We start from the raw sequence: 12,790 nt of genomic DNA, 5'->3' as shown, positions 1-12,790 counted from the left end.
GCCTCGTGGCAAAATGCCCGTCAATTGCCTGAGCAACCGAAGCTTGAAGGAGTGCTTTCGATGACCGATCCCCGCCCCGCCGACGTCCCCTGGTTGACGCCCTATCTCACCGTGCAGGACGCGCGCGTGAGCATCGGCTTCTACGAGAAGGCGCTCGGCTTCGTCGTGCGCGACAGCGTCGACGACGACGGCACGATCATCCACGTCGAGATGACGTATCGCGGGCAGTTGATCGTCATGTTCGCGCCCGAAGGCGCCTACGGGTCGCAGGCACGCACGCCGAAGAGCGCTGGCCAGATGGCGCCACAGTCCTTCTATCTCTATGTCGACGACGTCGACGCTACGTTCGCGCAGGCGCTCGCGGTCGGCGCGAAGCCGCTGATCGAGCCGCAGGATCAGTTCTGGGGCGACCGTTTCGCGCAGATCGAAGATCCGGACGGTTATCGCTGGGCGATTGCGCGGCATCTGACTTGAACGGTTCGTCAGCCTCTCATGCCACGTTTCCATGTTGACGGCGCGCTCACGGCGGGCCAAACCCTTTCCCTTCCAGACGATGTCGTGCGCCACGTGCAGGTGCTGCGCCTCTCGCCCGGCGACGCGATCACGCTTTTCAACGGCACGGGTGGCGAGCATCACGGCGTGCTCGTCGATATCGCAAAAAAGACGGCGCTCGTTCGTATCGATACGCATAGCGAGCGCGAAGCCGAGCCGCCGTATCGCGTGACGCTGGCGCAGGGCGTGGCGGGCGGCGACAAGATGGACTGGCTCATCGAAAAGTCGGTCGAGCTGGGCGTCTCGGGCATCGAACCGCTGACGGCGGAGCGCGGCGTGGTGCGGCTCACTGGCGAACGCGCGGTGCGGCGTCAGGCGCACTGGCAGGCGCTCGTGCGCGCCGCGTGCGAGCAATGCGGCCGCAATCGCGTGCCGGACGTCGCGCCGCCGCGCGATCTTTCCGCATGGCTCGCGGATTTGCCCGCTGCATCGGATGGCGATTTGCGCCTGCTGCTGTCGCCGCGCGCCGAAGTCGCGTTCGCCGCGCTGCCCGCGGAACCGCCGCGCGGTCGCGTGATGCTGGTGATCGGTCCGGAAGCGGGCTTCTCGCCGAAAGAGGAAACCCAAATTGCGGAGGCGGGATTTTCAGCGCTCGGGCTCGGGCCGCGCGTGCTGCGCACCGAAACGGCGGGCATCGCGGTGCTGGCCGCGCTCGCGGCACGCTGGGGCGGCTGGTGACGTGTTTTCCGCCGCTCCAATGAAAACAGCCCGATGAGCGTGCTCATCGGGCTGTCTTGCATCTGACGCCGGAACGTCAGACGAACGAATAAAACACGCGGAACGCCACGCGCCGCTCGGCCCAGAATTCGGCCGCGTCGCGGAAGACGTCGAGCAGCGTCTCGCGCCCTTCCTTGTCGAATTTCTGCGCGATCGGCAGTTGCTCCAGCACGATCACGAAGCCGGGCTGCGAACCCGCCTTGTGGACGAGGTCGGTCAGGCAGTCATAGAGCGCGTCATAGTTCTTGCCGAAGTGCTTCGGGAAGAGAAAAGACAGCGCGATCGTCTCCAGCACTTCCTGTTTGCTTTGCGCCTGGCCGAGGTACGCATAGAGAAAATGCTGACCGAGCCGGGTGGCCTCGTCGGCGAGTTCCTGCACGCGGAACGCGCGTATGGACTGCACGATATTCGGCCGCACCGTCGAGAAAAGAGACTCCGGTTCCTCCTGAGGATGCCCGCCCGCCTCCGTGTTGTGCGGCGGATTCGGCTCGTCATCGGGTCTGTTGTCGTGTTCTGTCATCCGTAGCCGCAATACTCGCTGGAACAGGTTGCCATCGCCGGTGGCGAAAAGATCACTCGCGACGCCGTTGTCGTGCGCGTAGATGTTGTCGCTCATGCCGTTAATCCCTAGTTATCCCGCAATGCGTTTAAAACTGGCGTAGTGGTCGTCCGAGTAGTAGCAATCGTCTGTCTGCCGCTTCGGTCCACCGCATACGATCCGGCGCGCACCGCGATCCCGCGCGCGCGGCGTGGGGACTGTGTATTCGTGGTAGTAGCCGCGTGGATGCCGCGGCAGCAGACGCTCGCGATTGCCGAACACGACGCCGTCCTTCTCGTAAGGAAACGGGCCGCCCGCTTCGATCAGCCGCAACGTCTGCACCGCCTGCCTCGGCAACTGCGCGACGCTGATGGTTCCGAGACCATCGCCGCGCGCCTCGGTGACAGCGGGCCGCTCGCCGTTCGAAGAGGCGCTTGCCGCACCTGGCGGCTGCCCTTGGCTCGACGGCTCCGCGAACGTTGGCGCGGGCGTTGGCCTCGAAGCCGCGTCGCCGTGCGATTCGTCCTTGCCGCAACCGCTCAGAACGATGCCGAGAGCGACGATACAAACGAACGCCGATGCACGCTTCACGAAACGATTATCCCCGCGTTGACCCGAAATTCGACGACCATGAAAGATATAAGGGTATCGCTAATGACAGGGCGAAGCAACGTTCCGCCGAATTTCGGAAATTTTTTCTCAACTTCGACGCCGGCACGCTTGGAAGCCGGAGAAAAGGCAGGGATTTTTAGCCTTCGTCCGAGTGTGTTTTCAACCAAACAAGTTAAAAATAATCGCCGTAGGGATTGAAACCTCTGGACGGGTTGCCTCACCTGTCGCCAGTTTCGCGCGGTGAGCCTCATCGCGATTGCTCTGCATTTGGGCGGCAACCCCTTGCTTCTGCCCCAAGCGTGCCCGCACCGGCACGCTTTTTTTTCGCCCAAAGAAAAACGCGGCAGGATAACTCCTGCCGCGTTGCTTGCGTGATGCCCGAGCCAGGCGCTTAACGCGTCGCCGTCGTGTCCGCCACCAGTAGGGCTGTCATGTTGACGATCCGTCGCACCGTCGCCGACGCCGTCAGCACGTGCACCGGCTTCGCCGCGCCGAGGAGGATCGGCCCGATCGCGATGTTGTTGCCGGCCGCTGTCTTGAGCAGGTTGTACGAGATGTTCGCTGCATCGATGTTGGGCAGGATCAGCAGGTTCGCGTCGCCTTCGAGCGTCGATTCGGGCAGCACTTCGCGGCGCAAGCGGGCGTCGAGCGCGACGTCGCCGTGCATCTCACCGTCCACGTCGAGGTCGGGCGCGCGCTCTTTCAGGATGGCCAGCACGTCGCGCATCTTCTGCGCGGTCGGCGCGTTGCTGGTGCCGAAGTTCGAATGCGACAGCAGCGCGATCTTCGGCACGATGCCGAAGCGCTTGACTTCCTCTGCCGCGAGAATCGTGATTTCAGCAAGCTGTTCGGGCGTCGGGTCGACGTTGACGTGCGTATCCACGATAAAAATCTGGCGGCCCGGCAGCACGAGCGCGTTCATCGCCGCGTACACGTTGCAGCCGTCCTTCTTGCCGATCACCTGATCGATGAAGTGCAGATGACGATGCGTGGTGCTCACCGTGCCGCAGATCATGCCGTCCGCTTCGCCCTTCTTGACGAGCATGGAGCCGATCAGCGTCGTGCGGCGGCGCATTTCGAGCTTCGCCATCTGCTGGCTGATGCCCTTGCGCGCCATCATCGAGTAATAGGTCTGCCAGAAATCGCGGTAGCGCTCGTCGTGATCCGTATCGACGACGGTAAAGTCCACGCCCGGCGTAAGGCGCAGGCCGAACTTCGTGATGCGCTGCGCGATAACCGCCGGACGGCCGATGAGAATCGGTCTGGCGATCTTTTCGTCGACGGCGATCTGCACCGCGCGCAGCACGCGCTCCTCTTCGCCTTCCGCGAACACGATGCGCTTTTTCTCCGGCTCCACGCTGCGCGCGAGCTGGAACACGGGCTTCATCGTCGTGCCGCTGTGATACACAAACTGCTGCAAATGCTGTTCGTAGGCGTCCATGTCCTCGATCGGACGCGTCGCCACGCCGGATTCCATCGCGGCCTTCGCCACCGCCGGCGCGATCTTCACGATGAGACGCGGATCGAACGGCTTCGGAATCAGATATTCCGGACCGAACGACAAATCCTGAATGCCATAGGCCGTTGCGACGATATCGCTCTGTTCCTGGCGCGCCAGTTCGGCGATCGCGTTCACCGCCGCGATCTCCATCTCCTTGGTGATGGTGGTCGCGCCTGCATCGAGCGCGCCGCGGAAGATGAACGGGAAGCACAGGACGTTGTTGACCTGATTCGGATAGTCCGTGCGGCCGGTTGCGAGCACCGCGTCGGGGCGCACTTCGAGCGCGAGTTCCGGCAGGATTTCCGGCGTCGGATTGGCGAGCGCGAGAATCAGCGGCTTCGCGGCCATGCCCTTCACCATGTCCTGCTTCAGCACGCCGCCCGCCGACAAGCCGAGGAACACGTCCGCGCCTTCGATGACTTCAGCGAGCGTGCGCGCGCTCGTTTCGCGGGCGAAGCGCTCCTTGTCCGGGTCCATCAGTTCGACGCGGCCCTTGTAGACCACGCCGGCCAGGTCCGTCACGAAGATGTTCTCGAGCTTCATGCCGAGGTCGACGAGCAGATCGAGACACGCGAGCGCCGCCGCGCCCGCGCCGGACGCGACGAGCTTCACTTCGCCGATGTTCTTGCCGACCACCTTCAGCCCGTTGGTGACCGCCGCCGCGACGACGATGGCCGTGCCGTGCTGGTCGTCGTGAAAGACCGGAATCTTCATGCGCTTGCGCGCTTCGCGTTCGACGATAAAGCAATCCGGCGCCTTGATGTCTTCCAGATTGATGCCGCCGAAAGTCGGTTCCAGCGCGGCGATCACGTCGACGAGCTTGTGGGGATCGGTTTCGTTCAGTTCGATATCGAAGACGTCGATGCCGGCGAACTTCTTGAACAGCACCGCCTTGCCTTCCATGACCGGCTTCGACGCCAGCGGCCCGATATTGCCGAGCCCGAGCACCGCCGTGCCGTTGGTCACCACGCCGACGAGGTTGCTGCGCGCGGTGAAGCGCGCGGCGTTCAGCGGGTCCGCGACGATCTCCTCGCATGCGAACGCAACGCCCGGCGAATACGCGAGCGCGAGATCGCGCTGGTTGATCATCTGCTTCGTCGGGGCGATCGCGATCTTCCCGGGGGTCGGGAACTCGTGATAATCGAGCGCGGCTTCGCGCAACTTCGTATTGGCGGGAGTCGTCATAAGGCGAGCTGAAAGTGCGGGAATTAGAATAGAGATTCGAACGCATTGTAGCGCCAAACCCTTACGGTTTCGGGAGGACAGTCCGCGCATTTCGGCTATAAGTGCCGTGACCGCGAAACGTCTGATCGCCCGGCGTGACAAGGCTCGCAGCGCATCGCCCTGTTTTTTCGAGACAAGGCGGCGCATTCCGATTGTCCGTATTCCCGCGCTGACGTTCCCGCCGTTCCGTTATTGCAGCGCACAAAACATGACTCATCCGCCGACGATGCTCTCCGAGTTTTCTTTGATCGATCGTTTCTTCGCGCGCCGCGCGAAGGCGCCCGCGTCACGTCAGGGCGACGCCCCGCTCGGTATCGGCGACGACTGCGCGCTCATCGCCCCGCCTGCCGGCCACCAGTTCGCGATTTCGACGGACATGCTGGTCGAAGGCCGCCACTTCTTCCCCGATGTGGACCCCCAAGCGCTCGGGCACAAGGCGCTCGCCGTCAATCTGTCGGACCTTGCCGCGATGGGCGCGAAGCCGCACGCGTTCACGCTCGCGCTCGCGTTGCCGCGCGCCGATGAAGCGTGGCTCGAAGCGTTCAGCGACGGCATGTTCGCGCTGGCCGACCGGTTCGGCTGCGCGCTGATCGGCGGCGACACGACGAGCGGACCGCTGAACATCTGCATCACGGTTTTCGGCGACGTGTCGCATCGCGCGGCGCTGCGCCGCGACGCAGCACAACCGGGCGACGACATCTACGTTTCCGGCGCGCTCGGCGACGCCCGCGCGGGCCTCGGCGCGATGCTCGGCGAATGGCAGGCGCCGGAAGGCGCGGCATCGGCATGGAAGCGCGCGCTCGAACGCCCCGAACCACGGGTTGCGCTCGGCATGGCGCTCGGCGGCGTCGCGCACGCGGCCCTCGATATCTCCGATGGCCTCGCCGGCGACCTGATGCATATCATGAAGCGCTCGAACGTGCGCGCCACCGTGAATGCCGACGCCGTCCCCTGTTCCGACGCCGTGCGCGCCATGCCGAACACCGCGCGCCGCCAATGCACGCTCGCCGGCGGCGACGACTACGAGCTTTGCTTCACCGCGCCGTCAGCCGCACGCGAAGCAATCGCGCGTATCGGCGAACGCGTGGGCGTGCCGCTGACCCGCATCGGTAAAATCGAATCTTCCGGCCTGCCGGAAATCGCGTGGCGCGACAGCGCCGGCGCCCCGCTTTCTTTGACGTTGCAAGGCTTCGACCACTTTCATGCAGACTGACCCGACTCTCGCGAACGCGTCCGACCGTCCGCGCCCGGCGCCGCGCAAGGCGACCGCGCGCTTCATGCTCGATCATCCGGTGCACATCCTTTCGCTCGGCTTCGGCAGCGGGCTGTCGCCCATCGCGCCGGGCACCGTCGGGACGCTGTTCGCATGGGCGTCGTTCGTTGCGTTCAACCGGCATCTGACGGTCGCGGAATGGGGCGCGCTGATCCTCGTGGGCTTCATCGCGGGATGCTGGTTCTGCAGCTTCACGGCGAAGAAGATGGGCGTCGCGGATCCGTCGGCGGTGGTGTGGGACGAGATCATCGCGTTCTGGCTGGTGCTGCTCTTCGTCACACCCGTCACGTTCACCGGCCAGTTGTGGGCATTCATCGTATTTCGCTTCTTCGACATGGTGAAGCCGCCGCCCATCCGCTATTTCGATCGCCGTCTGAAAGGCGGCTTCGGCATCATGTTCGATGACATCGTCGCGACATTCTTCACGTTGCTCGTGATCGCCCTGTGGCGCATGACCGCCTGACGCTCCCGGCTTCCCAACTCCTTCCTCGCCTGCGAGACACGCCATGCCAACCGATACCGTCGTTCACCAACTCGCGATCCGCGCCAGCAACAAGCTGCGCGACGAACGGCTGACGCTCGCCACCGCCGAATCGTGCACGGGCGGCATGGTCGCGGCGGCGATCACGGATATTTCGGGCAGCAGCGCGTGGTTCGAGCGCGGTTTCGTCACGTATTCGAACCTGGCGAAAACGGAGATGATCGGCGTGCCGGCCGCGCTGATCGACCAGCACGGCGCAGTCAGTGAGCCGGTCGCGAAAGCGATGGCCGAAGGCGCGCTGCGCAACAGCCGCGCGCAGGTATCGGTGTCGATCACCGGCGTGGCGGGCCCCGCAGGCGGCAGCGACGCAAAGCCGGTCGGCACTGTCTGCTTCGCGTGGAGCAACCGGCTGCATACGGCGTTCGAAACGCAGCACTTCAAGGGCGATCGCGAACAGGTCCGCACGCAGGCGGCCGCGCATGCGCTAAGAGGCTTGCTGGAGTTTCTGCAACGCCGCGAGCGATGAACCGAGCAGAGTGAGTTCATGAATCAGACGCGACACGAATCGGCCGGCTGGCCCGCCTGCACTGAAGAACAAATAGCCAAATGGATGGGCCGCGCCACATTCGACAAGGCGCTTGGCTATGTCGGCGCGGTCTCGCATATCCGCGTGAGCGGCGGCGCCATCGTGGCTCGCGTGCAAGGCACCGAATCGATTCCTTACGTCGTCGAGATCGTGTTTCACAGCGGCAAGCCGCATGGATCGTGCAGTTGTCCTGTCATCTACGGGTGCAAGCACATCGCGGCCACGCTGCTTGCGACCATCGAACATCGGGAGCGGGCAGCCAGAAAGGGCGTGCGACCGGAAGTCGAACAGTGGCTGTCGGCCTTTCGCGCGAAAGTCGAAGAAGCCCAGCGCGTGCAAGTGGTGCAGGAAACCGCGCGCAAGCCCGCGAGCGGCGCGGTGCATCGAATCCTTTATGTGCTCGCGCCCGCGGCGCTCGAACCTGGCGTGATCGAACTCGTCACGTTCAAGGCGCGGCTGGGCGTCGATGGCGCGATCCGCGCGACCGAAAGCTGGTCTCCGAACTATCAGGCCTGGCAGAACCCGCCGAAGTTCGTGACGCCCGACGATGACGCGATCCTTCGCGCGCTCAGAACCGAACGCACTTATTCGGCCGGACATTACTCACTGACCGGACCCAAGGGCGCGCTCATCTGGAAGATGATGCTCGCGACCGGCCGGCTTTACTTCGAAGCCGACACGCGGTCGTTGAGACTCGACACGCCCCTGTCCGAAGGCGCGCGCCGCCGCGCCGCGATCGAATGGATGCCGCGCGACGGCGACCGTGTCCAGGCGCTGCTCGGGCTCGATCCCGATGCCGACGTCCTGCTGCGCACCGAGCCGCTGTGGTACATCGATGCCCTCGCGAACGAAACCGGCGCCATCGACGCGCCCATCCCCGAAACGCTGCTCTCCGATTATCTCGACATGCCGCCGCTGACCGCGCGCGAAAGCGCTGTCGTGCGCGCATCGTTGAGCGAGTTCGCGCCCGCGTTTCCCGCGCCGCCTGCGGATGCACGATCGGGACTGCGCGTCATCGACGTCACGCCGGCGCCGGTGCTCACGCTCGACACCTTCACGCTCGAGCCGCCGCGCAAGCTCAATGCGCCGGCCATCGAAATCGACGTGGCGTCGCTCGGCTTCGATTACGGCGGCATCGTGATTCCATCCGACGCGACGGAAGTGCTCGTCCGCACAGCCGACGACGAACTCGTCCAGGTCGCGCGCCGCGCCGGTCTGGAGCAAGACTGCATCCGTCGCCTGATCGATGCAGGTCTGCAGCCGATCACCACCGCGTCGGGACGCCACGAAGATTCGCGTTACGAAGGCGGCTTCATCATGGCCGATCGCGACGGATGGCAGCCGTTCCTCGATACGCACGTTCCCGCGCTTCGTGACGCCGGCTGGCTCGTGGTTATCACGCGCAACTCGCGCTTCGATGCAATCGAAGTGGAAGCCATCGATGCCGTCGCGCGCGCCAGCGATGCCGGCTGGTTCGACCTGGAACTCGGCATCACGGTGGAACAGCGGCCCGTCCGTCTCGAACCGCTGCTGGCTGAACTGCTGCAGCGCGACTCGCGCTGGCTGAACGGCGGCATGGACGCCATCGACGACGCCGAGCCGATTCAATTCCGCACCGACGAAGGCCGGCGCGTCAGGCTGCGCGCGGCGCGGCTCAAGCCGCTCGTGAAGACGTTGATCGACCTCTTCGACGGCCGCACGCCCGACGTGAGCGAGCCCTTGCGCTTGCCGCCGCTCGAAGCCGGCCGCCTCACCGGACACGACGAAACGCTGCGCTGGCAATTTCACGGCGACACATCCGTGCTCGAACTCGCGCGACGGCTGCAAGGCGCGCGCGGCCCGCGCAAGATCAAAGCGCCGAAGAGCCTGAAAGCCAGTCTGCGCGACTATCAGCGCGAAGGGCTCGAATGGATGCAATTCCTGCGGGAGCACGACCTCGCCGGCATCCTCGCCGACGACATGGGCCTCGGCAAGACCGTGCAGACGCTCGCGCACATCCTCGTGGAGAAAGAGGCGGGCCGGCTCGACCGTCCGGCGCTGATCGTGGTTCCGACGACGCTCGTCAACAACTGGCAAGACGAGGCGCGCCGGTTCGCGCCGACGCTCAGGCTGCTGAATCTGCAAGGACCGCAGCGACAGCAGCGTTTCGCGAGCATCGCGGAGCACGATGTCGTCATCACCACTTACCCGCTGCTGTGGCGCGATCACGAAGCCCTCGCGCTCAACGCGTATCACGTGCTGATTCTCGACGAAGCGCAATACGTGAAGAACGCATCGAGCAAGGCGGCGTCGATCATCCGCACGATCGACGCGCGTCACCGGCTGTGTCTCACCGGCACGCCGCTCGAAAATCACCTGGGCGAGCTATGGTCGCAGTTCGACTTCCTGCTGCCCGGCTTCCTCGGCACGCAAAAGGATTTCGCGAGCCGCTGGCGCAAGCCCATCGAAAAGCAGAACGATCAGGCGCGCCGCGATCTGCTCGCGCGGCGCGTGCGGCCGTTCATGCTGCGCCGTCGCAAGGACGAAGTGGCGACCGAACTGCCCGCCAAGACGACCATCGTGCGAACGGTCGATCTCGAAGGCGCGCAACGCGATCTCTATGAAACCGTGCGCTCGGCGATGCAGCAGAAAGTGCGCGAGGCCATCGCGAAACAGGGTTTCGCGCGCAGTCATATCCTGATGCTCGACGCGCTGCTGAAGCTGCGGCAAGTGTGCTGCGATCCATCGCTCGTCAAGCTCGCGAGCGCGAAGCAGGTGAAGCAATCGGCGAAGCTCGCGCTGTTGATGGAGATGCTGCCCGCGCTGATCGAGGAAGGCCGGCGCGTGCTCGTCTTCTCGCAGTTCACCGGCATGCTCGGGATCATCGCTGCGGCGCTCGACGAAGCCGGCATCGCCTATGTCACGCTGACGGGCGATACCGCCGACCGCGCCGCGCCCGTGCGCGCGTTCCAGTCGGGCGAAGCGCCGGTTTTCCTGATCAGCCTGAAGGCGGGCGGCGTCGGCCTGAACCTGACCGCCGCCGATACCGTCATTCACTACGATCCGTGGTGGAACCCGGCCGCCGAAAATCAGGCGACGGACCGCGCGCATCGCATCGGGCAGGACAAGCCGGTGTTCGTCTACAAGCTGGTGGCGTCGGGCAGCATCGAAGAGAAGATTCTGGCGATGCAGGACAAGAAAGCCGCGCTCGCGGCGGGCATCCTGTCGGAAGATGCGGGCGCGGTGGCCCGCTTCTCGGAAGAGGACATTCAGGCGCTTTTCACGCCGATACCCGACGCGTGAGCGCGCATGCTCACCGATATGCGTTGATCGTATCGCGCGTCTTCTTCGCCGCCCCGGCCGCTGCGCTCGCGTAGTCGTCGCCCTTGCCGGCGTAGATGATTGCGCGCGACGAGTTGATGAGCATGCCCGTGCCGTTCGCGGTGCGCCCGGCGCGCACGGTGGCTTCCACGTCCCCGCCCTGCGCGCCGATGCCCGGAATCAGCAACGGCATGTCGCCGACGATGCCCCGCACCGCTTCGATCTCCTTCGGAAACGTCGCCCCGACGACGAGCCCGAGCTGGCCGTTGTCGTTCCACTTCGTCGCCGCGAGCTTCGCGACGACCTGATACAGCGGCAGGCCATCGACCGTCGTCAAGAATTGCAGGTCCGAGCCGCCCGCGTTCGACGTGCGGCACAGCACGATCACGCCCTTGCCTTCATGCGCGAGATACGGCTCGATGGAATCGAAGCCCATGTACGGATTCACCGTGACCGCATCGGCGCAATAGCGCTCGAACGCTTCACGCGCATACTGCTCCGCCGTGCTGCCGATATCGCCGCGCTTCGCATCGAGGATCACCGGAATGCCGGCGTGCTTTTCATGGATATGCGCGATCAGTGCTTCGAGCTGGTCTTCCGCCCGATGCGCGGCGAAGTACGCGATCTGCGGCTTGAACGACGACGCATACGGCGCGGTGGCGTCGACGATGTTCTTGCAGAACTCGAAGATCGCGTCGGGACGCCCGTTGAGCGCGCCCGGAAACTTCGACGGCTCGGGATCGAGGCCGACGCACAGGAGCGATTGAGTCCGCGACCACGCGGCGTTGAGCGATTGAATGAAGGACATGGGAAGAGTCGGTGAACGTCGGTGCCACGCATTTTATCTTGCGCGGGCGTCGCGTCCCGGACCGACTCAACGGGCAGGCGCCGCGCGGCCTCGCGCTTTCGTCCCTGCGCGGGTGCGCGGCCTCGCACGGCGCGCGGCTTCCCCGGTGCGCTCGACCGTGAACCGGAACTCACGCGCGAGCCGCTCGCCGGGCGCGAGCACGGTCATCCCGTTGGCCTCGCCGCCGCCAGGCAAGTTCACCGCGTTGATCGGGTGATCGACCGGCTCGAAGCAGAAGAAGTCCTCGCCGGGCGGTGCGTAGAGCACGTAGTAATCGGTATCGGCAGCGATGGTCAGCGAGAGGCGCCGCTTCGGCCACAGCACGCTCGTGCGTCCGCTCCAGCCGGTGAACGCGTTGTTGACCATCTCCGATGGCATCGGATAGGCGACGCCGAACTGCCACGCGGGCGGCGCGGGAACATGACGCACGGGAAGCCAGTCGTCGCCGCAGAGCCAGAGGCCGCCCGCCGCGGCCGAAAGCTCGGTATCCGCTTCGCGCATCAGGAACGGATGCAGCCCGAGACCGAAGGGCAGCGCTTCATTGCCGGTATTGCGCACGTCGAGCGTGACGACGAGCGTCGCGTCTTCGAGCGCGTAGATCTGTCCCGCGTGAAACGAATACGGCCTGCCGTCGCGGCGATCGAGCGTGAGGCGCACGCGCGTGGCCGCTTCCTCCTCGACTTGCCACGCGCCGAGCCAGCCGTCGCCATGCAGCGGCAGCGGTTCGCCGGGGCGATTGCGCGGCACGTCGATCGCGCGTCCCGCGAACTGAAAGTGGCCGTTGCCGATGCGGTTGGAATACGGCAGCAGCGGATAGCACGCGAGGTCGTTCGGATCGGTGCCGGGACCGGGATTCGCGCACGGGCGGAAAATCGGCACGAGCGCGCCTTCGTGACGCCAGTCGAAGCGCGTGATGCCGCCGCCGAGCGCCGGCGCGACATCGAGCCGCAAGTGCGCGTTCGCCAGCGTGATGCAGCCTTCGACGCACGCGCCGCCGATCGCCACGACGGCGGTGCTGGGGCCGGGCCGGATCGGCGGTTCGGCGGCGGCGGCGAGACGCGAGCGGCGTGCGTTCGCCTGCGCGGTGGATGTCGTCGATGCGGATTTCAGCCCTTGCTCCGTGCGCGCAACAGTCATGACTCGTGCTCCATCGAGAGGC

Annotated in this window: 11 protein-coding genes; 6 read left to right on the top strand and 5 right to left on the bottom strand. The window is 65.3% G+C overall.

What is annotated here, in order from left to right:
* The first annotated feature begins 60 nt into the window (after positions 1-60).
* Together P9220_RS06425 and P9220_RS06420 are read left to right on the top strand one after the other, a co-directional pair.
* A complete protein-coding gene (locus P9220_RS06425; RefSeq protein WP_309764076.1) occupies positions 61-474 on the top strand; it encodes a VOC family protein in 414 nt (137 codons plus the stop codon).
* Positions 475-492: 18 nt separating this feature from the next.
* Positions 493-1,230 (top strand): 16S rRNA (uracil(1498)-N(3))-methyltransferase, encoded by a 738-nt coding sequence (locus tag P9220_RS06420; protein WP_309764075.1) that lies wholly within the window; start codon positions 493-495, stop codon positions 1,228-1,230.
* Positions 1,231-1,306: 76 nt separating this feature from the next.
* Here the strand turns inward: P9220_RS06420 and P9220_RS06415 are convergent, their stop codons facing one another.
* The 3 genes from P9220_RS06415 to P9220_RS06405 all read right to left on the bottom strand — a co-directional run bounded on the left by P9220_RS06415 (position 1,307) and on the right by P9220_RS06405 (position 5,105).
* Positions 1,307-1,885 carry a barstar family protein gene (locus P9220_RS06415; protein WP_309764074.1) on the bottom strand — a complete coding sequence of 193 codons (579 nt, stop codon included), beginning with the start codon at positions 1,883-1,885 and terminating at the stop codon, positions 1,307-1,309.
* A 15-nt stretch (positions 1,886-1,900) separates the two neighbouring features.
* On the bottom strand, positions 1,901-2,398 hold the full coding sequence (locus tag P9220_RS06410; protein WP_404980364.1) for a ribonuclease: 498 nt from the start codon (positions 2,396-2,398) through the stop codon (positions 1,901-1,903).
* 412 nt (positions 2,399-2,810) lie between these two features.
* Positions 2,811-5,105: an NADP-dependent malic enzyme gene (locus P9220_RS06405; protein ID WP_309764072.1), complete on the bottom strand. Its 2,295-nt coding sequence runs from the start codon at positions 5,103-5,105 to the stop codon at positions 2,811-2,813.
* A 265-nt stretch (positions 5,106-5,370) separates the two neighbouring features.
* Between P9220_RS06405 and thiL the strand changes: the two genes are divergently transcribed.
* From thiL to P9220_RS06385, 4 genes are read left to right on the top strand one after another with little or no spacing between them, the layout of a single operon-like run.
* Positions 5,371-6,357, top strand: coding sequence for a thiamine-phosphate kinase (gene thiL, locus P9220_RS06400; protein WP_309765403.1), 987 nt, complete (start codon positions 5,371-5,373; stop codon positions 6,355-6,357).
* Positions 6,347-6,880 carry a phosphatidylglycerophosphatase A gene (locus tag P9220_RS06395; protein ID WP_309764071.1) on the top strand — a complete coding sequence of 178 codons (534 nt, stop codon included), beginning with the start codon at positions 6,347-6,349 and terminating at the stop codon, positions 6,878-6,880. The genes thiL and P9220_RS06395 overlap by 11 nt, the downstream gene beginning before the upstream one ends.
* A 43-nt stretch (positions 6,881-6,923) precedes the next feature.
* Positions 6,924-7,424 (top strand): CinA family protein, encoded by a 501-nt coding sequence (locus tag P9220_RS06390; RefSeq protein ID WP_309764070.1) that lies wholly within the window; start codon positions 6,924-6,926, stop codon positions 7,422-7,424.
* An 18-nt stretch (positions 7,425-7,442) separates the two neighbouring features.
* The gene (locus P9220_RS06385; protein WP_309764069.1) at positions 7,443-10,766 is read left to right on the top strand and encodes a DEAD/DEAH box helicase; all 3,324 of its coding nucleotides are present in this window, start codon (positions 7,443-7,445) and stop codon (positions 10,764-10,766) included.
* A 10-nt stretch (positions 10,767-10,776) separates the two neighbouring features.
* Here the strand turns inward: P9220_RS06385 and pyrF are convergent, their stop codons facing one another.
* Both pyrF and P9220_RS06375 read right to left on the bottom strand, forming a co-directional pair.
* On the bottom strand, positions 10,777-11,592 hold the full coding sequence (pyrF, locus tag P9220_RS06380) for an orotidine-5'-phosphate decarboxylase (protein ID WP_309764068.1): 816 nt from the start codon (positions 11,590-11,592) through the stop codon (positions 10,777-10,779).
* A gap of 66 nt (positions 11,593-11,658) precedes the next feature.
* A complete protein-coding gene (locus tag P9220_RS06375; RefSeq protein WP_309764067.1) occupies positions 11,659-12,768 on the bottom strand; it encodes an aldose 1-epimerase in 1,110 nt (369 codons plus the stop codon).
* Positions 12,769-12,790 lie beyond the last annotated feature (22 nt).

This window comes from Caballeronia sp. LZ016 (assembly GCF_031450805.1).
Taxonomy (GTDB): Bacteria; Pseudomonadota; Gammaproteobacteria; order Burkholderiales; family Burkholderiaceae; genus Caballeronia.
Note: the sequence above shows the minus strand (reverse complement) of the source record. Positions and strands in the feature narration are given on the sequence as shown.

What these genes read in the sequence shown, in the direction of transcription:
- P9220_RS06395 (WP_309764071.1), top strand. Translation starts at nt 6,347, where the DNA reads ATGCAGACTGACCCGACTCTCGCGAACGCGTCCGACCGTCCGCGCCCG.
- thiL (WP_309765403.1), top strand. Translation starts at nt 5,371, where the DNA reads ATGCTCTCCGAGTTTTCTTTGATCGATCGTTTCTTCGCGCGCCGCGCG.
- P9220_RS06415 (WP_309764074.1), bottom strand. Translation starts at nt 1,885, where the DNA reads ATGAGCGACAACATCTACGCGCACGACAACGGCGTCGCGAGTGATCTT.
- P9220_RS06425 (WP_309764076.1), top strand. Translation starts at nt 61, where the DNA reads ATGACCGATCCCCGCCCCGCCGACGTCCCCTGGTTGACGCCCTATCTC.
- P9220_RS06390 (WP_309764070.1), top strand. Translation starts at nt 6,924, where the DNA reads ATGCCAACCGATACCGTCGTTCACCAACTCGCGATCCGCGCCAGCAAC.
- P9220_RS06385 (WP_309764069.1), top strand. Translation starts at nt 7,443, where the DNA reads ATGAATCAGACGCGACACGAATCGGCCGGCTGGCCCGCCTGCACTGAA.
- P9220_RS06420 (WP_309764075.1), top strand. Translation starts at nt 493, where the DNA reads ATGCCACGTTTCCATGTTGACGGCGCGCTCACGGCGGGCCAAACCCTT.
- P9220_RS06405 (WP_309764072.1), bottom strand. Translation starts at nt 5,105, where the DNA reads ATGACGACTCCCGCCAATACGAAGTTGCGCGAAGCCGCGCTCGATTAT.
- pyrF (WP_309764068.1), bottom strand. Translation starts at nt 11,592, where the DNA reads ATGTCCTTCATTCAATCGCTCAACGCCGCGTGGTCGCGGACTCAATCG.
- P9220_RS06375 (WP_309764067.1), bottom strand. Translation starts at nt 12,768, where the DNA reads ATGACTGTTGCGCGCACGGAGCAAGGGCTGAAATCCGCATCGACGACA.